Origin of the sequence: Povalibacter uvarum, assembly GCF_014202975.1 — a bacterium.
GTDB classification, from domain to species: Bacteria; Pseudomonadota; Gammaproteobacteria; order Steroidobacterales; family Steroidobacteraceae; genus Steroidobacter; species Steroidobacter uvarum.
In genome coordinates, this window is the sequence record NZ_JACHHZ010000003.1 from 164,893 (window position 1) to 188,881 (window position 23,989).

General features: G+C 63.6%; 22 protein-coding genes. 10 read left to right on the forward strand and 12 right to left on the reverse strand.

Going from position 1 to position 23,989, the window contains the following annotated elements; all coding sequences use genetic code 11:
- Nucleotides 1-48: 48 nt before the first annotated feature.
- Both HNQ60_RS12150 and HNQ60_RS12155 read left to right on the forward strand, forming a co-directional pair.
- Nucleotides 49-1,347 carry a glutamate-5-semialdehyde dehydrogenase gene (locus tag HNQ60_RS12150; protein ID WP_184332119.1) on the forward strand — a complete coding sequence of 433 codons (1,299 nt, stop codon included), beginning with the start codon at nucleotides 49-51 and terminating at the stop codon, nucleotides 1,345-1,347.
- Between the two features lie 79 nt (nucleotides 1,348-1,426).
- Nucleotides 1,427-2,875, forward strand: coding sequence for an OmpA family protein (locus HNQ60_RS12155; protein ID WP_184332121.1), 1,449 nt, complete (start codon nucleotides 1,427-1,429; stop codon nucleotides 2,873-2,875).
- A 48-nt stretch (nucleotides 2,876-2,923) separates the two neighbouring features.
- On the opposite strand, the gene HNQ60_RS12160 is transcribed toward HNQ60_RS12155, so the two are convergent.
- From HNQ60_RS12160 to HNQ60_RS12195, 8 genes are all read right to left on the reverse strand, one after another.
- Nucleotides 2,924-4,507, reverse strand: a complete 1,584-nt coding sequence (locus tag HNQ60_RS12160; protein ID WP_184332124.1) for a ThiF family adenylyltransferase — start codon at nucleotides 4,505-4,507, stop codon at nucleotides 2,924-2,926.
- Nucleotides 4,504-5,361 carry a MoaD family protein gene (locus HNQ60_RS12165; RefSeq protein WP_184332126.1) on the reverse strand — a complete coding sequence of 286 codons (858 nt, stop codon included), beginning with the start codon at nucleotides 5,359-5,361 and terminating at the stop codon, nucleotides 4,504-4,506. The genes HNQ60_RS12160 and HNQ60_RS12165 overlap by 4 nt, the downstream gene beginning before the upstream one ends.
- On the reverse strand, nucleotides 5,358-5,849 hold the full coding sequence (gene moaC / locus HNQ60_RS12170; RefSeq protein WP_184332128.1) for a cyclic pyranopterin monophosphate synthase MoaC: 492 nt from the start codon (nucleotides 5,847-5,849) through the stop codon (nucleotides 5,358-5,360). Before moaC ends, HNQ60_RS12165 begins: the two co-directional genes overlap by 4 nt.
- A 130-nt stretch (nucleotides 5,850-5,979) precedes the next feature.
- Nucleotides 5,980-7,026: a GTP 3',8-cyclase MoaA gene (gene moaA, locus HNQ60_RS12175; RefSeq protein ID WP_184332130.1), complete on the reverse strand. Its 1,047-nt coding sequence runs from the start codon at nucleotides 7,024-7,026 to the stop codon at nucleotides 5,980-5,982.
- A gap of 2 nt (nucleotides 7,027-7,028) precedes the next feature.
- Entirely contained in the window at nucleotides 7,029-8,228 is a 1,200-nt protein-coding gene (locus HNQ60_RS12180) for a molybdopterin molybdotransferase MoeA (RefSeq protein WP_184332132.1), read from the reverse strand.
- 175 nt (nucleotides 8,229-8,403) lie between these two features.
- Nucleotides 8,404-8,754, reverse strand: a complete 351-nt coding sequence (locus HNQ60_RS12185; RefSeq protein ID WP_184332134.1) for a hypothetical protein — start codon at nucleotides 8,752-8,754, stop codon at nucleotides 8,404-8,406.
- Between the two features lie 202 nt (nucleotides 8,755-8,956).
- Entirely contained in the window at nucleotides 8,957-9,301 is a 345-nt protein-coding gene (locus HNQ60_RS12190) for a hypothetical protein (RefSeq protein ID WP_184332136.1), read from the reverse strand.
- Nucleotides 9,302-9,513: 212 nt separating this feature from the next.
- On the reverse strand, nucleotides 9,514-9,888 hold the full coding sequence (locus HNQ60_RS12195) for a hypothetical protein (RefSeq protein WP_184332137.1): 375 nt from the start codon (nucleotides 9,886-9,888) through the stop codon (nucleotides 9,514-9,516).
- Between the two features lie 269 nt (nucleotides 9,889-10,157).
- On the opposite strand from HNQ60_RS12195, the gene modB reads away from it, so the two are divergent.
- Nucleotides 10,158-10,841 carry a molybdate ABC transporter permease subunit gene (gene modB / locus HNQ60_RS12200; protein WP_184332139.1) on the forward strand — a complete coding sequence of 228 codons (684 nt, stop codon included), beginning with the start codon at nucleotides 10,158-10,160 and terminating at the stop codon, nucleotides 10,839-10,841.
- A gap of 2 nt (nucleotides 10,842-10,843) precedes the next feature.
- Complete coding sequence (gene modC / locus HNQ60_RS12205; protein ID WP_184332141.1) at nucleotides 10,844-11,959, forward strand: molybdenum ABC transporter ATP-binding protein; 1,116 nt, start codon at nucleotides 10,844-10,846, stop codon at nucleotides 11,957-11,959.
- Nucleotides 11,960-11,986: 27 nt separating this feature from the next.
- Here modC and HNQ60_RS12210 read toward each other — a convergent pair whose 3' ends face one another.
- The 3 genes from HNQ60_RS12210 to HNQ60_RS12220 are packed head-to-tail and all read right to left on the reverse strand — an operon-like array spanning nucleotide 11,987 to nucleotide 14,328.
- Complete coding sequence (locus HNQ60_RS12210) at nucleotides 11,987-13,327, reverse strand: ATP-binding protein (RefSeq protein WP_184332143.1); 1,341 nt, start codon at nucleotides 13,325-13,327, stop codon at nucleotides 11,987-11,989.
- Complete coding sequence (locus tag HNQ60_RS12215; RefSeq protein WP_184332145.1) at nucleotides 13,324-13,989, reverse strand: response regulator transcription factor; 666 nt, start codon at nucleotides 13,987-13,989, stop codon at nucleotides 13,324-13,326. The genes HNQ60_RS12210 and HNQ60_RS12215 overlap by 4 nt, the downstream gene beginning before the upstream one ends.
- Nucleotides 13,990-14,328, reverse strand: coding sequence for a PepSY domain-containing protein (locus HNQ60_RS12220; protein WP_184332147.1), 339 nt, complete (start codon nucleotides 14,326-14,328; stop codon nucleotides 13,990-13,992). It abuts the gene before it with no gap.
- Between the two features lie 114 nt (nucleotides 14,329-14,442).
- Between HNQ60_RS12220 and HNQ60_RS12225 the strand changes: the two genes are divergently transcribed.
- A complete protein-coding gene (locus HNQ60_RS12225) occupies nucleotides 14,443-14,703 on the forward strand; it encodes a PepSY domain-containing protein (RefSeq protein WP_184332149.1) in 261 nt (86 codons plus the stop codon).
- A 99-nt stretch (nucleotides 14,704-14,802) separates the two neighbouring features.
- Here HNQ60_RS12225 and HNQ60_RS12230 read toward each other — a convergent pair whose 3' ends face one another.
- Entirely contained in the window at nucleotides 14,803-17,634 is a 2,832-nt protein-coding gene (locus tag HNQ60_RS12230) for a TonB-dependent receptor (RefSeq protein ID WP_184332151.1), read from the reverse strand.
- A 466-nt stretch (nucleotides 17,635-18,100) separates the two neighbouring features.
- On the opposite strand from HNQ60_RS12230, the gene HNQ60_RS12235 reads away from it, so the two are divergent.
- The 5 genes from HNQ60_RS12235 (at nucleotide 18,101) to HNQ60_RS12255 (ending at nucleotide 23,979) form a co-directional block, all read left to right on the forward strand.
- The gene (locus HNQ60_RS12235) at nucleotides 18,101-18,949 is read left to right on the forward strand and encodes a MurR/RpiR family transcriptional regulator (RefSeq protein WP_221304165.1); all 849 of its coding nucleotides are present in this window, start codon (nucleotides 18,101-18,103) and stop codon (nucleotides 18,947-18,949) included.
- An 18-nt stretch (nucleotides 18,950-18,967) separates the two neighbouring features.
- On the forward strand, nucleotides 18,968-19,957 hold the full coding sequence (gene iolG / locus HNQ60_RS12240; protein WP_184332153.1) for an inositol 2-dehydrogenase: 990 nt from the start codon (nucleotides 18,968-18,970) through the stop codon (nucleotides 19,955-19,957).
- Nucleotides 19,958-20,075: 118 nt separating this feature from the next.
- Complete coding sequence (locus tag HNQ60_RS12245) at nucleotides 20,076-21,212, forward strand: Gfo/Idh/MocA family protein (protein WP_184332155.1); 1,137 nt, start codon at nucleotides 20,076-20,078, stop codon at nucleotides 21,210-21,212.
- Nucleotides 21,209-22,042 carry a 5-deoxy-glucuronate isomerase gene (locus tag HNQ60_RS12250; protein ID WP_184332157.1) on the forward strand — a complete coding sequence of 278 codons (834 nt, stop codon included), beginning with the start codon at nucleotides 21,209-21,211 and terminating at the stop codon, nucleotides 22,040-22,042. Before HNQ60_RS12245 ends, HNQ60_RS12250 begins: the two co-directional genes overlap by 4 nt.
- Nucleotides 22,039-23,979, forward strand: a complete 1,941-nt coding sequence (locus tag HNQ60_RS12255) for a bifunctional 5-dehydro-2-deoxygluconokinase/5-dehydro-2-deoxyphosphogluconate aldolase (protein WP_184332159.1) — start codon at nucleotides 22,039-22,041, stop codon at nucleotides 23,977-23,979. Before HNQ60_RS12250 ends, HNQ60_RS12255 begins: the two co-directional genes overlap by 4 nt.
- The last annotated feature ends 10 nt before the right edge of the window (nucleotides 23,980-23,989 follow it).

Below are 23,989 nucleotides of genomic sequence, written 5' to 3' on the forward strand. Positions count from 1 at the left end.
ATGATTGACAATTCTTTACTGACCGAAGGCCGTTGCTAGAATGGCCGCATGAACGCAATCAGCGCATCGAGCATGAATTCAGCAGCTACCGACATCGCCGCGACCATGGAGCCGATCGGCCGTGCGGCCGTGGACGCGGCGCGATTGCTCGCGACCTCGAATGCCGCGACGCGCAATGCCGCGTTGCATGCCGCGGCGCATGCGTTGCGAACGAATCGCGAGGCTATCCTCGCTGCGAATCGAACAGATCTCGAACAAGCCCGCGCACGCGATCTGTCGGCGGCGCTTCTGGACCGGCTGGAGCTCGACGACAAGCGCATCGAGTCGATGGCGGCGGGCGTCGAGGAGATCGCGGCGCTCGCCGATCCGCTCGGTGTCGTCACGGCCGAGTGGACGCGACCGAACGGCATGCGCATTCAGAGGGTCCGCGTACCGCTCGGCGTCATCGGGATCATCTACGAAAGCCGTCCGAACGTGACCGCTGATGCAGGCGCGCTCTGTCTCAAGTCGGGCAACGCCGTCATCCTGCGCGGCGGATCGGAGAGCGCGAACTCCAGCCGCGCGATTCACGCGTGTCTCGTGGACGGACTGCGCTCAGCCGGATTGCCCGAAGCGGCGATCCAGATCGTGCCGACGACGGATCGTGCAGCGGTCGGTTACATGCTGGGATCGATGACTGATTTCATCGATGTGATCGTTCCACGCGGAGGCAAGAGCCTGGTTGCTCGCGTGCAGCAGGAAGCGCGCGTGCCGGTGATCGGGCATCTCGAGGGTGTCTGTCACGTGTACGTCGATCGCGACGCCGACCTGACCATGGCGCGCGACATCGTTCTCAACGCGAAGCTGCGTCGCACGGGGGTCTGCGGTGCTGCGGAGACGCTGCTCGTGGATCGCGCATGCGTTGCGACTCATCTCACGCCGGTTGTGCAGGCGTTGCTCGATGCAGGCTGTGAAGTGCGCGGCGACGAGACAGTTCGAAGCATCGACGCACGCGTGAAGCAGGCGACCGAGGAGGATTGGTACGCCGAGTATCTCGACCGGATCATCGCCGCCCGTGTGGTCGATGGCGTCGACGCCGCTGCGGCCCATATCGCGAAGTACGGTTCCGCCCACACGGAATCGATCGTGACCGGCAACGCACAGACCGCCGAACGATTCCTCTCGACCGTGGACAGCGCCATCGTCCTGCACAACGCCTCCACCCAGTTCGCCGACGGCGGCGAGTTCGGGATGGGCGCCGAGATCGGCATCTCCACCGACAAATTCCACGCACGCGGACCAGTGGGAGTGGAGCAGCTGACGAGTTACAAGTACGTGGTGAGGGGGAGTGGGCAGACGAGGGCGTGAGCGGAGCCAGCTAGCCAGCTAGCTGGCCGCCTTGATCCGGTTCACATTCCGGCCAGAAATCGGCCCTTATACTCGCTGCATGCTCAAACCCATTTCGTCGCTCTTCGGTCTCCTTGCCGGCTCGTTGCTGGCTGTCTCGGCCTTCGGCCAGTCGCAGATGTCCCAGGCGCAACTGGCGGCTGCGATCGACAAGGCCCGTCAGGAGCAGGTCGATGCGCTCGCTCCCGGGAATTTCGCCGATGCGGCCGAAGCCCTCGCGACTGCGACACGCGATGCGGAGAAGGGCCGCAATCCGGACAAGGTCCGGGCGCAGTTGAGCGCGGGTGCCGCAGCCCTGCAGCGTGCAAACACAGCTGCTGCCGCAGCCCGCGAGACGCTGCAGTCGCTCGTTGCAACACGCACTGATGCTCTGAGCGCGAATGCGCCGAAGTTCGCGCCTGAGCCGTGGCAGAAGGCCGAGCAACGGTTTCGTGAGGCGACCTCGGCGCTCGAGCGCAACGACACGAACGGTGCGCAGAAGCGTTCGGCCGAGGCCAACGTCTTGCTGCGCGAAGCCGAGATGACCGCGATTCGCAATGGAGTGCTGAACGAGGCGCGGGCCGTGATCGCACAGGCCGATGCCGCGAAGGTAGAAAAGTTCGCGCCGCGCACCCTCGCTGCCGCAAAACGCAACCTCTCGCAGGCCGAGCAGGAGATCAATCGCAATCGGTATGAGCCGGCGGCTGCCGCGAAGCTCGCTGCGCAGGCAGGGTACGAAGCGCGTCATTCGATCCATCTGGCGCAGCTCATCCAGGCGACGCTCGACAAGAAGGGCGACGAAGCAGGGCTCGAAGAGCTGCTGCTGTCATGGGAGAGCTCGATCGGGGAGATCGCCCACGCGGCCGAGATCGAATCGCGATTCGACAAGGGCATCCAGCCGGTCACGCAGCAACTGCTCAAGCAGACGCAGGACCAGCGCCAGGAAGCGCAGCGGCTCGCCCGTGAGCTCGAAGATCGCAACGAACAGATCACCGCGCTCAATGCGGAGATGACCAAGCTCGAAGCCCGGCTCGGCGGCGTATCGCAAGAGCGCATCGCGTTGCAGCGGCGGGTGGATGCGCAAGAGCGCGTGCGTGCGAATGTCGCCGCCATCGAAGGCTCCTTTGGCTCGACAGAAGCGCGCGTCGTGCGACAGGGCGACGATATCGTGATCTCCCTGCTGGGTATCCGCTTTCCTTCGGGTCGCAGCACGATCGACGGGTCGAACACTGCTCTCATGAACAAAGTCCGCGACGCTCTCAAGCTGTTCCCGGATTCATCGATCGCCGTCGAAGGCCACACCGACTCGAACGGCAGCGATTCCGCCAACCTGATTCTCTCGCAGGATCGCGCCGACGCCGTGCGCCAGTACCTCGTGACGAACTTCGGCACCAACCCCGAAAAGATCAGCTCGATCGGCTATGGAGAAGCGCGCCCCGTGGCGACGAATGAGACGGCGGATGGAAGGACGAGGAACCGCAGGATTGATCTGGTGATTCACGGGCAGTGAGGGAAGCCGACAGTCCGTCACTCCCGCGTTCGCGGGAATGACGCGGTGCTAGCGGCTCAGCCCTTCCACTCCGCCTCGCAACGAATACGCCCTCGCAAACCCCTGTGCCCGTAGATGCTCTGCGGCCGCCTTGCTGCGTGCGCCACGGGCGCAGATCAGCAGGTACTTTTCTTCGGGATCGAGCGCACTCGAGTCCGCGAGCAGCACGGCCAGGGGAATGTGCTGCGCCGCCTGCGGAATCGGGGCATCGCGCACTTCGCGCAGCTCGCGGACGTCGATGAGCGAATATCCGTTCACTGTTGCCGGGGTGAGTTCGTGAAGCGCGACTTCGAGGTCGGCTGGGGGCACTTCGATCGATCTCGAGGCGTCATGAACGCACGCACTGCGTCGAGACGTCTTCAGCTTCCGCTGTTCGAGCGTCAGCAGATCGATCAACAGCATCTCGTTGCGTAACTGGCCCGGCAGGTTGAGCAACAGCTTCAGGGCTTCGAGCGCCTGCAGCGTTCCGAGCACACCGGGCACGGGCCCGAGAACGCCGGCTTCGGCGCAGTTGCCGACGATCCCGTCGCGAGTTGCGTCAGGCCAGAGGCAGCGCAGGCATGCGCCATCCGCGTCCGGCCGATACACCTGCAGCTGGCCCTCGTACTGGTAAACGCTCGCGAAGATCGCCGGCTTCGACGTTTTCACGGCGGCATCGTTCACGAGGAACTTCGTGGCGAAGTTGTCGCTGCATTCGATGACGAGGTCATAGTTCGAGAGCAGGGCGACCGCGTTGTTCGCGCCGATGCGCTCATGCGTATGCACGTGCACGTCGGGATTGAGCTCGTTCAGTCGCCGCGCGGCGAGTTGTGCCTTCGGCAGACCGACGTCATCGATAGCGTAGAGCGGCTGGCGGTGAAGGTTGCTGGCAGCCAGCATGTCGGATTCCGCAATGCCGATCGTACCGATGCCTGCTCCGGCGAGATAGTTGAGTACTGGAACACCGAGGCCGCCTGCACCGATGACGAGGACGCGCGCGGCTCGGAGCTTTTCCTGGCCGGCGGCGCCGACTTCGCGCAGCGTGATCTGGCGGGAGTAGTCCGGAGAGGCGTGAGGCTTGAGGCGTGAGGCATGAGCCAGAGAAGACGGGGCTGTGTCTTCTTTCCCGTTCTGGCTCGAGCCTCGAGCCTCGAGCCTCGAGCCCTCATGCTCATGCTCATGTGCATGGTCCGCGCACCGCTCGCAGTTCACCCAGCCCGAGTCCCCATTGACGTAGTGCTCCTTCTTCCAGATCGGCACGCGATGCTTCACTTCGTCGATGATGAAGCGGCAGGCGGCGAAGGCTTCGGCACGATGGCGTGAGCTGACGCCTACCCACACGGCCATGTCGCCGATCTCGAGCGATCCGACACGATGCACGCAGGCGGCATTGATCACGCCGAAGCGGCGGATGGCTTCGGCGACGATGCGTTCGCCTTCCTTGTTGGCGAGGGCTTCGAACGCTTCGTATTCCAGTCGCGTGACGGCCAGCCCTTCGTTGTGGTTTCGCACCCAGCCTTCGAAGGACGCATAGCCGCCGGCAGCCGGATCGGCGAGCGCTTCGCGATACCGATCGACGGTGAGTGCCGTGTTGCTGAAAGAGAAGGGCTTCATCCGCCTGCAACCGGTGGAATGAACACAATGGTGTCGCCGTTCTTCAGGCGCGCATCCCAACCCGAGAATTCATCGTTGATCGCGACCTTCAGCTGTTCGCGCGTGAGCTTGAACGGATAGCGTGACTGAAGCTCACGGTACAGATCGCCAGGCGTCGCGGCCGGCGTATCGAGCGTCTCTTCGCTGCGGCCGGCCTGTTCGCGGAACAGCGCGAAATACTGCACGCGCAGCGATCTGCTCTCACCTGCGGGTGCGGTGCGTTCCGGGCTCGCGCCATGCAGCGTCTTGCTGGCTGCGTCGAACTCGTCGGTTGTATTGATGTTGTCCAGCGCACTGGCCTGCGGAAGGTCGAGCAGCAGCGTGTTCGCATTGATGAGGAACTTGCGCGGGCACTGCTTGCCGGCGTCCACGTACGCCTGCAATGGTTCTCGAGCTGCAGGTTCCCAGATCGCGCATAAGGGTTCAGGAAGGGAATCGTGCGCGCTGCGATACGCCGTGGCGATCCGGTTCGGATCGCGATGAGCGATGAGCTGCTCAAGCGTCTCGCGGGTCAGGAACGGAAGATCGCAGGCCACGATGAGCCATGCAGCTTTCGGGTGCTGCGCAAGCGCGGCAGAGATGCCGGCGATGGGGCCGATGCCGGGCTGGCGATCGACGACCTGCGGAAACGCTGCGCGAGTAGTCTCATCGCGTTGATCCGGCCGCACCGACACGAAGGTGGCCGCGCAGACATCAGAGACAAGTTCGTATGTCCATTGAAGTTGCGACTTGCCGTGGTACGTGAGCGCAGCCTTGTCGCGCTTCATCCGCGTGCTGGCACCGCCAGCGAGAATCAGGCCGAAGAGAGCGCTCATCGCTCCTCCGCGTCCGCTGCGTTGAACGGGCCGCTGCGTCCGCCGGACTTCTCGACGAGCTTGGTGCTGCGGATCTCGATGCTGTGCGACAAAGCCTTGCACATGTCGTAGATCGTGAGTGCCGCGACGCTCGCGCCGGTGAGCGCCTCCATTTCGACACCCGTCTTGTGATGCAGCGACACGGTGCAACGAATCAGCGCATCGTCGCCATCCATCTCGATATGCACCTTGCAGTTCTCGATACCGAGCGGATGACAGAACGGAATCAGTTCATGAGTCCGCTTCGCCGCCATCACACCCGCAATGATCGCCGTCTGAAACACAGGCCCCTTCGCCGTGTTGAATCCCTGCGCCCGCAACGCGTTGGCCACTTCAGCCGGGAATCGCACGCGCGACTCCGCAACCGCCATACGCTTGGTAACGGATTTGTCGCCCACGTCGACCATGGTCGGAAGGTTGGCGGAATCGATGTGGGAGAAGGAGGGCATGGGCAGGGAGGGGTTGCTGGCAACTGGCTACTGGCCAGAGCAAGAATAGCGCGAAGCGGGTGAAAGGTCTTTGACCGGGTTTCCTCTGGCCGGCGGCCAGCAGCCAGTCGCCAGCGGCCCATCGGCGGCTTCAGCCGCCGATGTAGTACATCTCAATCTTCCGCAACGGCTGCTCTCCCGCGTGCAGCGAGGCGCGCATTTCGCTGTAGCGATCGCCGCGGTTCTGCCAGGTATTCGAGATCAGATCGCGCAGTTCGTCGTCGCTTGCGCCTGCGCGCAACGGTGCGCGCAGGTCGGTGCCCTGGGTTGCGAACAGGCATGTATAGAACACGCCTTCGGAGGAGAGGCGTGCACGTGTGCAGGCGCCGCAGAACGGATTCGTGACGGAAGAGATGAAGCCGATTTCGCCGCCGCCGTCGTCGAACGCGTAACGCTCGGCGACTTCGCCGTGATAGTTCTCCTCGACGGGATGCAGCGGCCACCGTGCGCCGATGCGATCGACGAGCTCGCGTGACGACACGACTCGCTCGAGGCTCCAGTGATTGCGGTTGCCCACATCCATGTACTCGATGAAGCGGACGATCACGGGCGTGTTGCGGAAACGTTCGACGAGATCGAGCACCGTGTGGTCGTTGAGCCCGCGCTGCACGACGGCGTTGATCTTGATCGGCGTGAGTCCGGCATCGAGTGCGGCCTGGATGCCTTCGAGCACGCGATCGCGCTCGGCAAAGCCGCCGCTCATCTGGCGAAAGATCTCCGGGTCGATCGAGTCGAGGCTGACAGTGATGCGATGCAGGCCGTTGGCCTTCAGTTCGGCAGCATGCTGCGCGAGCAGCACTGCATTGGTCGTGAGAGCGACGTCCTGCACCCCTTCGATCGCTGTGAGATCGCCGACCAGTTCCGACAGGCTCGGCCGCAGCAGCGGCTCACCGCCCGTGAGACGGACTTTCTTCACGCCGAGATCGACGAAGAGTCGCGTGAGCCGAGTGATTTCCTCGAACGACAGGCGCTCGCTCGACTTGAGAAACCGGTAGTGCTCGTGGAATGTTTCCTTCGGCATGCAGTACGGGCAACGGAAGTTGCACCGGTCCATCACCGAAATGCGCAGGTCGTGCAGAGGCCGGCCCAGCGTGTCGCGCGGGCGGGGAACGACAGGCAGTTTGCGGACGTCGGCCATGCTCACCACCGATAAAGGGGCACGGCGGTGCCGCGTCCTACAGTGACCGGCCCCGCCGGCAGTTCGACGAACCCGTCAGTGCCGATCAGCGAGGTGAAATCGCCCGAGCCTTTCGTCGGGCGCAGATGCGCGCGACGTTCTCCGGTCGCGTCAGCGACGATTTCCACCGGGATGAAGACTGTCAGCGCGGGTTTCACGTCGAAAGCGTCTGCGAGTGCGATTTTCTCGGGCTCCGCGGGGGCTTCGCCCAAAGCGGCCGTTAATCCCGGATAGACATAGCGCATCAGGCATACCAGTGTCGATACCGGATTGCCTGGCAGAGCGTAAACGGTCCGTCGCTGACCCCCGGATTCCCCTACGCCGAACCACATCGGCTTGCCGGGCTTCTGCGCAATCTTGTGGAAGACCTGGCGGATGCCAAGCTCCGTCAGGACCTGCGGGACGAAGTCGAATTTTCCCATCGAAACGCCGCCGCTCAGGATCAGCACGTCGTGCGTATCGAGATGGGCGCGCAGCCGCTCGCGCAGCACATCGAGATCGTCCGGGATGTGATCGTGAGCGAGGAACATCTGGCCGCGGCGCTGCAGCGCCGCTAGGACGCCGTACGCATTCGAGCGATAGATCTGCACATCGTTCGCGGGCTCACCGGGCTCTACGAGCTCGTCGCCGGTCGAGATCACGATGATTCGTGGGCAGCGGCTCACCTGCGCGCGTGACAGCCCGGCCGAAGCAATTACTGCGACTTCGGGCGGACCGAGCCGTACACCAGGCTCCAGCAACACGTCGCCGGCGCGAGAATCGAGTCCACGCGGGTGGATGTTCATTCCCGGCGTCGCGACGACATCGTCGGCGAGTTTCGCCACACCCTCTTTGACCGCAATGCGCTCGACGGGAACGACGCAGTCGCAGCCGGTGGGCACGACAGCTCCCGTCATGACCTCGAAACAAGCGTCGGTGCTGGCCAGCACCATGCGATGGCCGCCCGCGGCCTGCGTGCCGGCGATCCGGAATTCACGGCGCCCCGAGTCGCTGGCGAATGCGATGCCATCCATCGTGACGCGATCGAACGGCGGCTGGTCGCGGGAAGCGGCGATCGGTTCGCGCAGAACGGCGCCGGTCAGATGCACCAGGTCGTGCGATTCGGGCTCCAGGAGCCCTGCATGGGCGCGGATCGCGGCTTCGGCTTCGGAAGGGGAGATCATCCGGCCATTGTGGCAGATGAGCCCGGTTCCGGGAGCGAGGAGGGGAGGAGAGGGGGATTCACGGAGTGCACGGAGGCCCGGAAGAGATTCTGAAGATCTCTTGCTCCGTGTTCTCCGTGAACTCCGTGTGAAACTCCGGTTCTCCCGGATTGACCGGGAGGGGCGGTTTCCGGCTTCAGCCGCGCGCCTTGAACACGCGAACCTGCTCGTTGAACTCCTTGGCCTTGCTCTGCAGTTCTTCGACAGCTGCGTTGAGCTTCTTGGACTGCATCGTCTTGAGCTGCATCAGCTGGGCAGAGCCCGCGGCCTTGGCCTTGGTCTCGTCATCCAGGCACGAACCGAACGCCTTCACTTCGGCGTCGTAGGCCTTGAACGCGTTCATCGCGCCGACCATCTCGGCTTCCGTGGCGGTGGCGCCGTTCGGGATGCTGGCCGGAGCCTTCGGGTAGGAGCAGTCGGCATGGGCCGAGAGCGACAGCGAGGCGAGGGCGAGGGCGGCGGCGAGCTTGAGCTGAATCCGTTTCATCGAAAAAGTCTCCACTGTGGATACGCTTGGGAACCGTGGCGGATCGCCTGGGCGATCGCGCCGGACGGGCAAGGAAATCGGCAGGGAAACGACCGACTTAACGGCCAGGAGCGTCGGGATTTGTGCAGGTGCGACGAGCGTCGCAATGTGCAGCCGCGGCTTTCAGGAAAACCCTGCGCCGAAGCGCAGGGTGTGCGCTGCTTTATCCGCGTGCCTTGAAGATACGGACCTGTTCGTTGAACAGCTTGGCCTTGGCCTGCAGTTCCTCGACGGCCGCATTCAGCTTCTTCGTCTTCATCGTCTTCAGCTGCATCATCTGGGCGCTGCCGGCTTTGGCATTCACTTCGTCGTCCAGGCAGTTGCCGAAGGCAGTGACTTCTTCGTTGTAGGCCTTGAACGCGTTCATCGCGGAGACCATTTCGGCCTCGCTCGCGGTCTTGCCATCAGGGATCGCGTCCGGCGCCTTGGGAAACGCGCAATCGGCCTGGGCGGCGAACCCGAAGGCCAGCGAAAGGACGGCGACCGCAGTCGTCAGTGAGGTTTTCATCGTTTCGAGTTCTCTTGCGGATGTCGGACTCTTCCCGGAATTCTCCGGGGGCTTCGGTCCGGGCATCGGCAAGGGCGCCCCGGTCTTGAGGCGCGGAACGGCGCGTTTTTCACATAAGCGCGACCGGATTCATCGAATCGTGAAGGGGTGCGCAAATGAAAACGCCCGGCCGCCCCCGAGCGGGCGCGGCCGGGCGTCGTGCAGGGCGCAGATCAGCTCTTCTTCGAGCGGGCCTTGTAGAGCTTGACCTGTTCGTTGAAGCGGCTGGCGTGGGACTCGAGCTCCTCGACGGCGGCGTTGTGGCGCTTCGCCTGGATCGCCTTGATCTGCGCGATCTGGTCCGGCGGTGCCTCGGCGCCAGCCGCGTCGATGCGGGCCTGCATTTCCATGTCGAGGCAGCTCAGGTACGCGGTGACCTGGGCGTTGTATTCCTTCACGGCCTTCATGCCGTCGATCATTTCCTGCTCGGTTGCGGTCGAGCCGTCTGGGATCGAGCCCGGGGCCTTCGGATAGATGCATTCCGCTTGCGCGAAGCCCGCGCTCAGCAGGCCCGTGAGCAGGATGCTCGAGAGAATCCGAATCTTCATAGACAACCCCTTCCGAGAATGTTTTCTGTCGCGGCGACGGATCGGCCGTCCGACGGGATCGGCTCGCGTCGGGCGTCAATATATGACGGCCCGCGGGCGAGGGGAAAGGGGGAATGCGACCCGCCGGCTTACGTGTCCGTCATCCGTGGACCGCCGGAAGGCGGCACGCCCCCCTATACTTGCTTCATCCAAATGCCGTGTCCCCTGAAGGCCGCGAATTTCGTCGGATACCCGATGCACCTGAATCGTCGAGCCCCTCTTTCCTGCCCATGACCGCAGCCGAACTCGACGCCGTTCAGCTCAGTCTGTCTGTTGCATTGCGCAGCGTGCTGTTCGGCCTGCCGCTCGCTGTCCTCGTCGCGTGGATCCTCGCGCGACGCCGGGTGGCGGGCCGGATTTTTCTCGACGCCTTCGTTCATCTGCCGCTCGTTCTGCCGCCGGTGGTCGTGGGCTACCTGCTGCTTCTGTTGTTCGGAACACGCGGCCCGATCGGCGGGTGGCTGTACGACACGTTCGGTGTTCAGCTGATCTTCACGAGTGCAGGCGCCGCGCTCGCAACGACGATCATGACGTTCCCGCTGATGGTCCGCGCCATTCGCATCTCTCTCGAGGATGTCGATGCCGGATTGGAGGACGCTGCGCGAACGCTCGGCGCCGGTGCGTGGGATCGGTTCTGGACCATCACTCTGCCATTGATGCTGCCCGGCATCCTGGCCGGAGCTGTCACGGCCTTTGCGGCGGGGCTCGGCGAATTCGGCGCAGTGATCACGTTCGTGTCGAACATTCCCGGTGAAACGCGAACGCTGCCGCTGGCGCTCTACACAGCACTGCAGACGCCAGGCGGCGATGCACTCGCTGCGCGCCTCGCAACGATTTCCTTTTCGCTCGGGCTCGCCGGATTGCTTGCGGCCGAGTTCATTGCGCGGCGTCTGCGCCGGATGCTGGGACGGTAGGCGTGAAGATCGCAGCAACGCACCGCCGCAACGGCTTCCTCCTCGATATCGCCATCGATGTGCCGACTCCCGGCACCGTGGCGCTCTTCGGCCGCTCAGGCTGCGGCAAGACGACGCTGGCGAACATCATCGCGGGATTGATTCAGCCTGAACAGGCGGCGATCGAAGTCGATGGTGTCGTGCTCGAGGACACGCGCTCCGGGCATCGCGTTCCGACCGAGCGGCGTCGCATCGGCTACGTCTTCCAAGACGCACGCCTGTTTCCTCATCGCAGCGTCCTCGGGAATCTGCGGTATGGCGAGCATCGTGCGCCGCCGACCGAGCGCAAGATCACGCTCGATCACGTCGTGGCGTTGCTGGGGCTCGAGCGGCTGCTCGATCGGCGTCCGCGAGAGTTGTCAGGCGGCGAGCGCCAGCGCGTCGCGCTGGGCAGGGCGCTGCTCTCTCAGCCGCGATTGCTGCTTCTCGATGAGCCTCTGGCGTCGCTCGATGTCGCCCGCCGCGAAGAAGTGCTGCCGTATCTCGAAGCGCTGCGCGACGATCTCGCAGTGCCGATCATCTATGTGAGCCATCAGTTCGACGAAGTGATGCGCCTCGCAACGCACGTCGTACTGATGGACAACGGACGCGTCGTCACGCAGGGCGCTGTCGAGCAGGTCAGCTTGCACCCGCAGTTGCGCGCGATCGTCGGCGCTGAATCCGTGGGTTCAGTGCTGGGTGGAACGATCGTCGCAGCCGATCCGCACACGGGACTTGCAGCAGTCGCGGTCGGGAATGGCACGTTGAACGTTACGCTGCGCACTGCGCGGCCAGGTGCGGCGGTTCGTGTTCAGGTACTGGCGCGCGATGTCATTCTCGCGACACATCCTCCCGAGGGATTGAGTGTCCGCAACATGCTCGAAGGACGGATCGCGTACATCGTGGAAGACGATCCCGACGCCGATCTCGTCCACGTCGACGTGGGCGGTGCGACCGTTCTTGCGCGCGTAACCCGCGCTGCGCTCCAGTCGCTCTCCCTGCGAGTCGGAATGCAGATCTGGGTACTGGTGAAGGCGGTGTCGATTCGCGGACACGCGTTTCTCGCTCCTCGCCCGCCTCTGCAGATTTTCTCTTCGTGAACTCCGTGTGAAATCTCGTTCTCTTACTTACGCAGGCCAGTGGACGGAAATGTGCAGGCCGCCGAGTTCCGAGCGCTCGAGCGCGATGCGGCCGCGAGTGGCTTCGGCGAGATCATGAGCGATCGCGAGGCCGAGGCCGTGTCCGCCGCCGGCCTCATCGAGGCGCGCGCCGCGCAGCAATGCTTCCGCCATCTGCGCCGGCTCGATACCGGGGCCATCGTCTTCGACGACGAGTGCGCAGCCCTGATCGGACTTGTTCCCGCTGATCCGGATGCGACGGCGAGCGAAGCGCGCTGCGTTTTCGATCAGCGCGCCCATGAGTTCGAGCAGATCTTCCGCGGCGACCGGGATGTCGAGCGATTCCGGGACCGCGATATCGAACACGAGCTGCGAGCCGGCCTCGGTGCGTTCGACGACACCGACGATCGACTCCACGACTGGTAACGCCTTGCTGCTCGAATTCGCCGAGGCGCGAATCATCGCCGCGCGACTGCGCGCGAGTTCGCCTTCGACTGCGGAGCTCGCTGCGGCGATCGCGCGATCGAGTCCATCCGCCGCCTGCGTTGCACCAGCGAGTCTTGCCTGGCGGCTCTGCGCTGCCAATGCCGCGAGCGGCGTCTTGAGGGCATGAGCTAGGTCGGCGGCGCGGCGGCGTGCCCGTCCCAAATCTTTCTCGCGCGCGTCTGCAAGATCATTGATCGCGTTCACGAGCGGTTCGATTTCCTGCGCATGCGCCGAGCTGAGTCGCTCGCGCGGATTGCTATGGAGCACTGCGACCTCATCACGAACCCGTCGCAGCGGACGCAATCCGAGCTCGACCTGCATCCACGCGGCCGCCGACAGGATCACCCAGAGCAACAGCAGGAACAGTGCGAGCTCGTTGCCGAACTCGACGCGGGCTTCATGCAGTGGGCGATTCTCGAAGCCGAGTTGCAGGAGAACGTCGGCACTGCCGCTGTCCGGCTTGACGATGCGTTCGACGAGCAGCAGGTCTTCGTTGAAGGGGCCGGCGATCGATCGCACCGACCAGTTGCGGGTTTTCGCGACCGTCGACGCGGGCAGCGTTTCGTCCCACAACGAGCGCGAGCGCAAGCTGCCGCCGGGTGTCGACACCTGCCAGTAAAGGCCGCTTGCCGGTTCTGCGAAACGCGTGTCACCGGGATCGCGATCGAGCTGAGGTTGGCCATCCGCCGTGATGGAGACGTGTGCTGCGAGCTGCAGCCCCTCGCGAATCAAGTCGTCCGTGACGCGGCGCTCTATGTGGCGCTCGAACAGGAAGGTCATGCCGACCCAGGCCGCCGCGAGCGCGACGAAGATCGCGACAGTGGCAGCGACGAGCAGGCGGACGCGAAGTGATCGCGGCGTCAAGGCGGTTGGCCTGGAAGCAGATAGCCGAAGCCGCGACGCGTTTCGATCGCTTGCGCGCCGAGTTTGCGGCGCAATCGCAGGACCAGTGCCTCGATTGCATTGGCGTCGCCGGATTCGGTGGCGCCGTAAAGATGCTCAGCGAGCTCGCCCGCCGGCACGGCTCGACCACCCTGATGAGCGAGGTAGTGCAGAAAGCGAAACTCGAGCTGCGACAGATGCACAGGCCGCCCGGCGTAGATCGCGGACATGCGGTGAGTGTCGAGCGTCAGGTTGCCGACCTCGATGGATGAGCTCGTGTGGCCAGCGGCCCGGCGAATCAGGCCGCGAACGCGTGCGACGAGCTCGCCGATTTCGAACGGCTTGCCGAGATAGTCATCGGCACCCGCCTCGATGCCGGTTACCCGCTCGGTCCAGTCGTTGCGCGCGGAAACGATGATGACGGGAAAATCACGCTGCGCATTGCGCCAGCGACGCAGCACCGACAGCCCGTCCATTCGCGGCAGGCCGAGATCGAGGATCACGATGTCGTAGTCCTCGGTGTCACCCTTGAACCACGCGTCCTCGCCGTCGCTCGAGAAGTCGACGACGAAGCCGGCGGCCTGCAGTGCGACGGCCAGGTCTTCGGCGACGCCGGGCTCATCTTCTACGACCAGCGCTCGCAATCAGTCGTCCTCGATCTTGAGGATCGAACCGGTGCGGGCATCGATCTTTACTTCGCGCACCCGCCCGTTCGCGGTCAGCACCTTGATCTCATAGATGAGAGCGTCTTTCTTGGTCTCGATCTCTACTTCGATCACGTCGCCCGGCACGGCTTGCTGCGCGATGGAAAGGATGCGCGTGAGCGGCAGCGCCTCGCCGCGCTGCAAGGCGCTGCGAATCGCATCGTGCTCCCGCTTCTTGTCGTCGGAGTCGGCGAGGCCCGCTGCCGCGCCAAGCGCGATGGCGACGCAGACGATCCCACGCAACAGCAGCGAACCCGCATTCATACGGCCGATTTTCATGGGGAAAGCGTGCCCTGCGCAACCTGACGCGAATCTGACGGCCGCCGTGAGGGCCGTGTCAGCGCGGCCCGCCTAAGCTTTCCCCCGTAGCATTTCAGACGAAGGAGTTTTCCGATGAACCGTTTCAAAGTTCCAGTGCTGGCCGCAATTCTCGCGGTGTTGTCGGGTGCCGCCGTTCTTGCAGCCGAGACGACCCCGAACCTGCTGAGCCTCGGCGATCTCGAGCAGCGCATGACGGCGCAGGGCATCACGATCAAGGAGATCGAGCTGAAGCAGCTCGTGGCGGAGATCGAAGGCAAGGACGCGCAGGGGCGCAAGGTGGAGCTGGTTGTCGATCGGCGCAGCGGCGAAGTGCTGGCGAGGAAGCCGGACTAGCAGAACGGTGGTTCGTCATTCCCGCCTTCGCGGGAATGACGGACTGAGACGACGAAGCCACCCGAAGGTGGCTTCGCCGCCGCTCGCAGGAGGGGGAGGTCAGAACTTGAAGCTCATGCCCGCAAGCGCATTCCAGGAATAGATCTCGTTTTCGGCCAGGCGCGACTTGTCGCCGCTGTAGAACCGCAACGGTTCGTCGTTGATGTTCTGCACCTGGAAGAACGTCGAGAGCTGTTTCGAGAACTCGTAGCTCGCCTTGAAGTCGAGCTGGCCGTGCGTGTCGACGTAGAGATCCTGCGCCGCCGAATCGCCGAGCGAGTCGAGGTATTCGCTGCGGTAGGAATAGGCGAGACGCAGCTCGACGCCGTGCTGCTCCCAGAACAGAGCCGCATTGCCGACGTGTTCCGACTGCATGAAGAAGGGGACCTTCTCGTCGCGGTCGAACACCGTTGCCTCGCTGTCCGTCCAGGTGTAGCTGATCGAAACACCGAAGCCGCTCAGGAAGCTCGGCAGGCTGGTGAATTGCTGCTGGAAGCCGAGTTCGACGCCGAGGATTTCGCCGGTCTGCGCGTTCTGCGGCTGCTGGATTTCGAGCTCCGAGTAGCGGCGGCCCTCGAAATCCTCGTCCTCCAGAATCTGGATGCGATTGAAGATCGGATTCTCGATGTCCTTGTAGAAGAGACCCGCCGACAGCAGGCCCGCCGGTTGCAGGTACCACTCGACGGCGACGTCGTAGTTCGTGGACTCCAGCGGATCGAGATCGGAGTTGCCGGCCTCGATGGCGCCTTCGTAGAAGACAATGCCGGTGTCGTCGTCGACGAAATCCTCTTCGATCTCGAAGATGCGGAAGGGGACATTCTGTTCGTACGAGGGGCGACCGATCGTGTTGGTCCAAGCGGCACGTACCAGAACGTCGTCTCTCACCGCCCAGGTCATCAGCAAGTCGGGCAGGACGTTCGTGTACTTCTTGCTGCCTGTGACCTGCGGTGGCGGATTGGGTGCGTCGCCATCCAGGAAGACGATGTCGTACGCATCGAAGTCGGTGTCCGTCTGTTCGACGCGAACGCCACCGATGAACGTGGCGCTTCCGATCTCGAGCTGTCCCATGATGTAGCCGGCGGTCACGTCCTCTTTGACGCGATAGTCGACGCCATAGGAATTCGCGATCGTGTCCGCATCGTCGATCTCGAACTGGTCTTCGTTGTCGCGGAAGAAGCGATCGGCGAGGTCGTAGTCCGGGTACGGACCGAACGTGTAGTAGTTGCGCTCGCTGCGATAGAAATCGGGGTCGCCCTGGCGCATCACCTGCGACAGGAGGTAGTCGTCCTCGCCGTCGAAGCCGTCGTACACGATCATGTCCTGGTCCGAAGTATTCTCGCGGGAAATGTACTTCGCGCCGAACTTGAGGAAACCCGACTTGTCGCTCCAGTCGAAGTCGCGCTTGAAGTCGAGCTGGGCGATCCGCAGCTCTTCTTCGATCAGCTGGTGGCCGCGCGCCGCCTGGTTGAACTCGAAGTTGTCCGGATCCTGGAACTCAGGGCCCGCGTCGACGACCCAGAAGTAGTCGGACGTGTCGTACGACATCGGGATCTCATCGCCGAGCTCGAAGTTGTACTCGTTGTCGTACGGCGTGTCCTGCTCGGTCTTGCCGTAGGTGCCCGAGAAGGCGATGTTCCAGTCGCCGATCTGCACATCGCCGCCCAGCGACGACGACAGGATCGACTGGATCTCGAAGCGCTTGGTGTTGAGCCGCTCGCCTTCGCCTTCGGTGAACGTGCCGGACGTCGCCGTCTGGTTCTCGAGATCGCCGTTGCGATAGTCGTAGACGACTTCCGGCTGTTCTTCCGTGTCTTCGTAGCGGTTGTACAGATTGCGCCAGTGCAGCTTCACGTTGTCGTTGGGACGGAACTCGAGGTTCGCAACGAAACCCTTGCGGACGCGACGGATCAGGTAGTCGCGCAGGCCCATCTCGTCGGGGATCAGGGCGCTGCCTTCATCGTCCGATTCGACCCACGGATCGCCGCCCTGCAGGTTGTGCGAGTTGAACTCGCGGTCCGAGTAGCTGGCCGAGAGCACGATGCCGAAGCGGTCGTTGAACACGTTGCCCCAGCCCACGCTGCCGCCCCAGGGATTCTGACCGCCGAGGTCGTAGTAGCCGTAGTCGGCGGTTGCCGAGAAGAAGCGGCCATCGGGATCGTCGAACACGCTGGGCGTCACGAGGTTGACCGTTCCGCCGATGGCATTGCCATCGAGATCCGGTGTAGCGGACTTGATGACTTCGAGCTTCGACAGGATGTTCGCGGGAACGGTATCGAGCGCGACGCGGCGGGTATCGCCTTCCGGTGAGCCGATGAGCTGGCCGTCGATCGTTACGTTGCTCAGTGCGGCGTCGATGCCGCGGATCGTTACGTAGCGGCCTTCACCCTGGTCGGTCGAGACCGCGACGCCCACGACACGGGCCAGCGTTTCGCCGGCGTTCTGGTCGGGCAGCTTGCCGGCGTCGTCGGCGGTGACGGATTCCTTGAGCGTCTTCGAAGACTTCTTGTCCTGCAGAGCTGTGATCTGCGCGAGACGGTAGCCGGTGACTGTCACTTCTTCGAGGTCGCCAACAGCTGCGCCGAGGGCGAAGGCCTGCCGGGCTTCACCCGTGTCGGCGACCGTCACGTCCTGTTTGACGGTGCCGAAGCCGACGTACTCGACTTCGACGGTGTACGAGCCCGCCGGCAGGTCAGCAATCCGGTAGTCGCCGGATCGATCGGCTTGTACGGTGCGCCCCAGTTGAGGCACACGCACAGTGGCATTGGGCAGCGCCCGGCCGGTGGCGGCTTCGGTGACGCGGCCGACGATTTCGCCGGCCCAGGCTGAGGAAAGAGGCGCGGCCAGCGCAGCCGCGACCGCCGCTGCAACGAACGGGTAATGGTGACGCTTCATGATTTTTGCCCTGAACGTGGGTAAGAGTGACGGACGCGAAGGCCACGCGCCTGATGCGCTGGCCCGGATACGGATGAGGCACACACGAGGTGCACGGGCAGGGGGTGCAGGCGCACGACGCGCCCATGCGATGTTCCGCGCTCGACGAAGAGCAGCATCACGCGAACCCCCTTGTCCGAAACCGGCCGCAGCCTGGCCGGCCGCTCGTGCGTGGAATTCCAGATTCCATCTGCGGCCGAGTATAGAACGAATATTTCGCGTAGAACAAGTATTGTAATAAATATTCCATTTCTTCTATCGTGTACCGCGGCGATGGCTGATCGAATTTCAGTAATTTTCTGGGCGAAGCGTTCTTCGGAGTCGCCGGGGGCGTTCCAAAGGCTGCGCACTATGCCGGTCGTATTTGAAATATCTGTTACAACATCGATAGCATCCGCCGGTTTGACTTGAAGGAGTTGAGATCACCGTGACTGCGCCAACCGACCCCGAAAAGCTGCGCGCTGAGATCGTCAGGAACTACGACCAGCTCAGCCCGCGTCTGCAGCAGGTCGCCAAGTACGTGCTCGAGAATCCCAACGACATGGCGTTGCAGACGCTGGCGGTCATTGCGGAGCGGTCGAACGTGCAGCCGTCGACGATCGTGCGATTCGCGAAAACCTTCGGCTACGACGGCGCGAGCCAGATGCAGGAGCTGTTTCGCGACGAGATGCTCACGCAGCCGCCGAGCCCGAGCTACGCCGAGCGGATCCGGCAGTTCAACCGGCGGGCGGGGGCGGCCGGCGCGCTCGCGCCGCACGATGTGATGCAGGAGTTCGCGGACAGCAACATCCTGGCGCTAGAGCATCTGAAGAACAGCGTACGCAAGGCGGATCTGGATCGGGCGATCGAGCTGATCCGTGCTGCGAATGCGGTGTACATCATCGGTCTGCGCCGCTCCTTCCCTGTTGCTTCCTATCTGGCCTACGCGCTTCGGCACGTGGACAAGCGCGCGTATCTGCTCGACGGCGTGGCGGGCATGCTGGCGGAGCAGAGCAGCATGTTGACGTCCAAGGACCTGCTGATTGCCATCAGCTTCCATCCTTATGCGCCGGAAACGGCGGAGATCGCGACGGTCAGCAAGGAGCAGAAGGCGCGGATCATCGCCATCACCGACAGCCGCCTGAGCCCGATCGCAGGCGCTGCCGATCTTTGTTTCGAGATCAAGGATGCAGAGGTGCGCCAGTTCCGGTCGCTGACTGCATCGCTGTGTCTCGCCCAGACACTCGTCATCAGCTACGCATTTGAAATGGAAGGCCGCGCGCGTTCGCAGCGCTGAGGAATTCCTGGAGACATCATGATCAGATTCACGCTCATCGGTGCGGGCCGCATCGGCAAGATCCATGCGGAGAACATCGCGCGGCATCCCAAGGCAACGCTGGCGTATGTCGCGGATGCCGATGCAGGCGCGGCGCGTACGCTTGCCGAACAATGGTCGGCGAAGCCGATCGCGCTGGAGTCCGCGGTCACTGCTCAAGACGTCGATGCGGTGCTCATCGCGAGCTCGACCGATACGCATGCGGACTGGATCGAGCGCTGCGCTGCCGCAGGCAAGCCGGTCTTCTGCGAGAAGCCGCTGGATCTCGACATGGTCCGTGCAAGCGCGTGCCTGAAGACGGCGCAACAAGCAGGTATCGCGCTCTATCTCGGCTTCAATCGTCGCTACGACCCGTCGTTCATGCGTCTGAAGCAGGAAATCGTCGCGGGCACGATCGGCCGCCTGGAAACGCTGCACATCATCAGCCGCGATCCGTCGCCGCCGCCGGTCGAGTATGTGAAGCGTTCGGGTGGCCTGTTTCGCGACATGATGATTCACGACCTCGACATGGCGCGCTGGCTGCTCGGCAGCGAACCCGTTGAAGTGTTCGCTCGTGGCAGCGCACTGGTGGATCCGGCGATCGGTGCAGCAGGCGACGTGGACACCGCGATGGTCATGCTGCGAACAGCCGACGGCAAGCTTTGCCAGATCGCGAACAGCCGTCGCTGCAGCTTCGGTTACGACCAGCGCATCGAGGCGTTCGGATCGGACGGGATGGTCCGGGCTGACAATCACACCGCAACCAGCGTGACGGTGGCGGGAAGCAGTGGCTACAACACCGAGCCCGCATTACCGTTCTTCCTCGAACGCTACGCCGACGCGTATCGGCTCGAGCTCCAGGACTTCATCGCGGCGCTGGAAAAGCAGAAAGTGGAGCTGGCGACGGGTGAGGATGGGCGCAAAGCGCTGCAGCTTGCGGACGCTGCTCAACGCTCCCTGACCAGCGGCCAGCCGGTGGCTGTCGGGTGAGCGAGATAGAACGCAAGTTTCACGAATCGTAGTGATTGAAAAATTTATTCCATTACGATAGCGTACGTTCCGCCGCAGGAATCCGCTTGCGGCGACTACCCAAGAACGTCGCACGACAATGGCAACAGGGCTGAAATTCGGACTGATCGGCAGCGGCTTCATGGGCCGCGCACATGCCATCGCACTGCACGGTGTGGCGCCGACCTTCGGCGCGGACTACGCGGTCGAATGTACGGTCCTCGCGGATCAGCCGCTCGACCGGGCGCAGAAGGCCGCTGACTCGCTGAGATTCCAGCGGGCGTCGGGCGACTGGCGTGACCTCGTCGCGGATCCGTCGATCGACGTGATCGATATCTGTACGCCGAACTACCTTCATGCCGAGATGGCGCTGGCTGCGGTCGAGGCGGGCAAGCACGTCTATTGCGAGAAGCCCCTCGCACTCGACATCAAGCAATCCATTGCAGTGACCGAGGCGGCACAGCGCGCCGGCGTGTGCAACGCAGTCGGATTCAACTACATCTGCAATCCGATGATGCAGGTCGCGCGCGAGATGATCCTCGCGGGCGAGATCGGCGAGGTCGTCAACTTTCGCGGCAGCTACCTCGAGGACTACATGGGCGATCCTCGCGTGCCTTTCAGTTGGCGCTGCGAGCGGCGTTTCGCGGGCGCAGGCGCGCTGGCTGACCTGGGTTCGCATCTCATCAATATGGCGCACTTCCTTCTCGGACCCATTGGGCGCGTATGTGGCGTCACGAGGACAGTGCACAAGCAGCGCCAGCAGCCGGACGGCATCGTGAGGACTGTCGAGAACGAAGACGTGGCGCAGGCGCTGGTGGAGTTCAACTCTGGCGTACCTGGCACGATGGAGATCAGTCGCATCGCGACGGGTTACAAATGCGGCCTGGCGGTTCAGATCCAGGGGTCGCGCGGCACGCTGGTGTTCGACCAGGAGCGCATGAACGAGCTCAAGCTCTATCGCACCGACGATACGAGCGGACGCCGTGGCTTTCGCACGATTCTCGCGGGTCCCGAGCATCCGGACTACGCGGCCTTCTGTCCGGCATCCGGCCATGGTCTCGGCATCAACGACCTCAAAGTGATCGAAGTGCGCAATCTCATCCGCGCGATCCGGACACGAACGAACGCATCGCCCGATTTCGCCGAGGGATTGCGCGTGCAGAAAGTCATGACGGCCATCGAGCTCGCGGCACAGCAGGGCGGCTGGATCGTTCCCGAGCGGATCACTGCGTCATGAGCGATCACATCACGGCGCATCGGGATGGCTTCGATCCCGGATACACCTCAGTCACGCAATACGATGCAGCCGACAATCCCTCCGGGATCGGGTTCGGCGTGCTTCGGCTGAAGGCGGGTGAGAAAGTCTCGGTGAAAGCCGAACGCGAAACCGCCTGGCTGCTGATGAGCGGATCGCTGACAGGATCGGTGGGCGACGACCCGTTCTCCTTCAGCCGGACGTCGCTGTTCGATGAATCGGCGAGTTGTGTTCACGTGCCCGCCGGCACGCAGGTCAACTTCGCCGCGACCGCTGACACCGAGCTCACCGTTTACGATTGCATCAACACGCGTCAGTTCGCTGCGCGTGTCTTCCTGCCGCGTCACGTGCCGAACGAGCCGCGCGGACGCGGATTGGTCGGCGAGCGGTCATTGCGCTACGTGCGGACGATCTTCGATCGCACCAACTCTCCCGTCGAAGTCGAGCTGGTGCTCGGCGAAGTCGTGACTTTTCCCGGCGGCTGGTCGAGCTATCCGCCGCATCATCATCCGCAGCACGAGATCTATCACTACCGGTTCACGGAACCGCAAGGCTACGGCCATGCGGAACTCGGTGAAGAAGTCGTGAAGGTGCGGCAGTACGACACAGTGAAGATTCCAGCGGGTTTCGATCATGCCCAGTGCGCTGCGCCTGGCTATGGAATGTACTACTCGTGGGTCATCCGGCATCTGCCCGACAACCCGTACACCGTGCCCGAGTTCACCGCGGAGCATGCGTGGACCCTCAAGCCCGACGCTGCGTTCTGGCGACCCGGCGAATTCGATCGGACCGGCGGATTCAAGAAATCATGAGCAGAAAGTTCGATCTGATCTGTCTCGGGCGCGCCGCCGTCGATCTCTACGGCCAGCAGATCGGCGGCCGGCTCGAAGACATGCAGACCTTCGCGAAGTACCTGGGCGGTTCCTCAGCCAATCTCGCAGCGGGGACTGCGCGCCTTGGCGTCCGCTCGTCGATGCTCACGCGTGTTGGCGATGAACAGATGGGGCGTTTCGTGCGCGAAGCGCTCGCGAAGGAAGGCGTCGACACGAGTCATGTCGCAACGGACCCGGACCGGCTGACAGGTCTCGTCGTCCTCGGTATCGACGGCCACTCGTATCCGCACATTTTCTTTCGCGAACGCTGCGCCGACATGGGGTTGTCGGTCGGCGATTTCGACCAGGCATACATCGCATCGAGCAATGCAATCTCGGTCACGGGCACGCATCTGTCGACGCCCTCGACTCGCGCAGCGGTCGAGCAGGCCTTCAAGTGGGCCCGCGCGAGCGGGACCAGAACGATCCTCGATATCGACTATCGCCCCGTGCTCTGGAAGCTCACGTCCGCCGGCGAAGGGGAGTCGCGATTCATCGCTTCCGATCAGGTCACCGCGGTGCTGCAGAGCTTGCTGCCTCTGTGCGATCTCGTCGTCGGTACCGAGGAGGAAATCCAGATTGCTGGCGGCTCCCCGGACGTGCTGACCGCAGTGCGCGCGATTCGCGCGTTGACGCCAGCGCCCATCGTCGTGAAGCGAGGTGCCGCAGGCTGCACAGTGATCGCCGACGCTGTGCCCGCGAGTCTCGATCGTGCCGAGAACGTGCCGGGCTTTCCGGTCGAAGTGCTCAACGTCCTCGGCGCGGGCGATGCGTTCCTGAGCGGCTTCCTCTACGGCTGGCTCAGCGGCAAGTCGTTGGGTGACAGCGGTCGCCTCGGCAACGCGTGCGGCGCGCTGGTCGTCAGCCGTCATGGCTGTACGCCCGCGATGCCGAGCCGCATCGAGCTCGACGAATTCCTGAGCCGCGCCGCGACGATCCGCCGGCCGGACCTCGACGATCGGCTCGAACACATCCATCACGCGACGACGGTCCGGCGTTCTCGCGACGAGCTCTACGTTCTCGCGTTCGATCACCGTCGTCAGCTGGAGCAGCTGGCTGATGAGAGCGGCGCGCCGCGTGCCGCCATCGCGAAGTTCAAGAATCTGATCGCGACTGCCGTCGAGAAGATCTCGCGCACGATGCACGAACGTGAGCGGCTCGGGATCATCGTCGATTCGCGACACGGCACTGCCGTGCTGAACCGCTTCAGCGGGACGGGAATGTGGATCGGCCGGCCGATCGAAGTGCCAGGCTCACGGCCGGTCGCATTCGATCCGTCCAGCAACACGGCACTCAACCTCGCGACGTGGCCTGCGGGGCACGTCATCAAGTGTCTCGCGTTCTATCATCCGGACGATCCGATCGAGCTCAGGCTGGCCCAGGAGCAGCAGCTGCGCGAGCTCTATCTCAATGCTCACAGCCTCGATCGCGACCTGTTGCTCGAAATCATCTGCAGCGGGGGTGGGCGAGCCGTCGACGATCAGACCATGACCCGCGCGATCAAGCGCCTCTACAACCTGGGCCTGCGGCCGGCCTGGTGGAAGCTCGAGCCGCAGAGCCCGGCTTCATGGCGCAACATCACGGAGGTCATCGCCGAGCGCGATCCGTGGTGCAACGGTGTCCTCATGCTTGGGCTCGACGCACCCGAGGCGACATTGCAGAAGGCTTTCGAAGATGTCGCGGGCATCGAACTGTGTCGCGGATTCGCGGTCGGTCGAAGCATCTTCAATCACGCGGCACGCGCCTGGTTTGCCGGGACGATGTCCGACGAAGCGGCGATCGACGACATCGCGAATCGATATCAACGCCTGATCGCGAGCTGGCGTGAAGCGCGCGCCGGACGGAATGTGACATCATCGAGCCGGGCTTCCGCTTAACGCGTGACCT

Bases quoted from the DNA above. Each gene is read 5' to 3' on its own strand.
- HNQ60_RS12185 (WP_184332134.1), bottom strand. From the start codon at position 8,754: ATGAAACGGATTCAGCTCAAGCTCGCCGCCGCCCTCGCCCTCGCCTCG.
- HNQ60_RS12255 (WP_184332159.1), top strand. From the start codon at position 22,039: ATGAGCAGAAAGTTCGATCTGATCTGTCTCGGGCGCGCCGCCGTCGAT.
- HNQ60_RS12160 (WP_184332124.1), bottom strand. From the start codon at position 4,507: ATGAAGCCCTTCTCTTTCAGCAACACGGCACTCACCGTCGATCGGTAT.
- iolG (WP_184332153.1), top strand. From the start codon at position 18,968: ATGATCAGATTCACGCTCATCGGTGCGGGCCGCATCGGCAAGATCCAT.
- HNQ60_RS12220 (WP_184332147.1), bottom strand. From the start codon at position 14,328: ATGAAAATCGGCCGTATGAATGCGGGTTCGCTGCTGTTGCGTGGGATC.
- HNQ60_RS12180 (WP_184332132.1), bottom strand. From the start codon at position 8,228: ATGATCTCCCCTTCCGAAGCCGAAGCCGCGATCCGCGCCCATGCAGGG.
- moaA (WP_184332130.1), bottom strand. From the start codon at position 7,026: ATGGCCGACGTCCGCAAACTGCCTGTCGTTCCCCGCCCGCGCGACACG.
- modB (WP_184332139.1), top strand. From the start codon at position 10,158: ATGACCGCAGCCGAACTCGACGCCGTTCAGCTCAGTCTGTCTGTTGCA.
- HNQ60_RS12190 (WP_184332136.1), bottom strand. From the start codon at position 9,301: ATGAAAACCTCACTGACGACTGCGGTCGCCGTCCTTTCGCTGGCCTTC.
- HNQ60_RS12250 (WP_184332157.1), top strand. From the start codon at position 21,209: ATGAGCGATCACATCACGGCGCATCGGGATGGCTTCGATCCCGGATAC.
- moaC (WP_184332128.1), bottom strand. From the start codon at position 5,849: ATGCCCTCCTTCTCCCACATCGATTCCGCCAACCTTCCGACCATGGTC.
- HNQ60_RS12165 (WP_184332126.1), bottom strand. From the start codon at position 5,361: ATGAGCGCTCTCTTCGGCCTGATTCTCGCTGGCGGTGCCAGCACGCGG.
- HNQ60_RS12245 (WP_184332155.1), top strand. From the start codon at position 20,076: ATGGCAACAGGGCTGAAATTCGGACTGATCGGCAGCGGCTTCATGGGC.
- HNQ60_RS12230 (WP_184332151.1), bottom strand. From the start codon at position 17,634: ATGAAGCGTCACCATTACCCGTTCGTTGCAGCGGCGGTCGCGGCTGCG.
- HNQ60_RS12195 (WP_184332137.1), bottom strand. From the start codon at position 9,888: ATGAAGATTCGGATTCTCTCGAGCATCCTGCTCACGGGCCTGCTGAGC.
- HNQ60_RS12150 (WP_184332119.1), top strand. From the start codon at position 49: ATGAACGCAATCAGCGCATCGAGCATGAATTCAGCAGCTACCGACATC.
- HNQ60_RS12155 (WP_184332121.1), top strand. From the start codon at position 1,427: ATGCTCAAACCCATTTCGTCGCTCTTCGGTCTCCTTGCCGGCTCGTTG.
- HNQ60_RS12225 (WP_184332149.1), top strand. From the start codon at position 14,443: ATGAACCGTTTCAAAGTTCCAGTGCTGGCCGCAATTCTCGCGGTGTTG.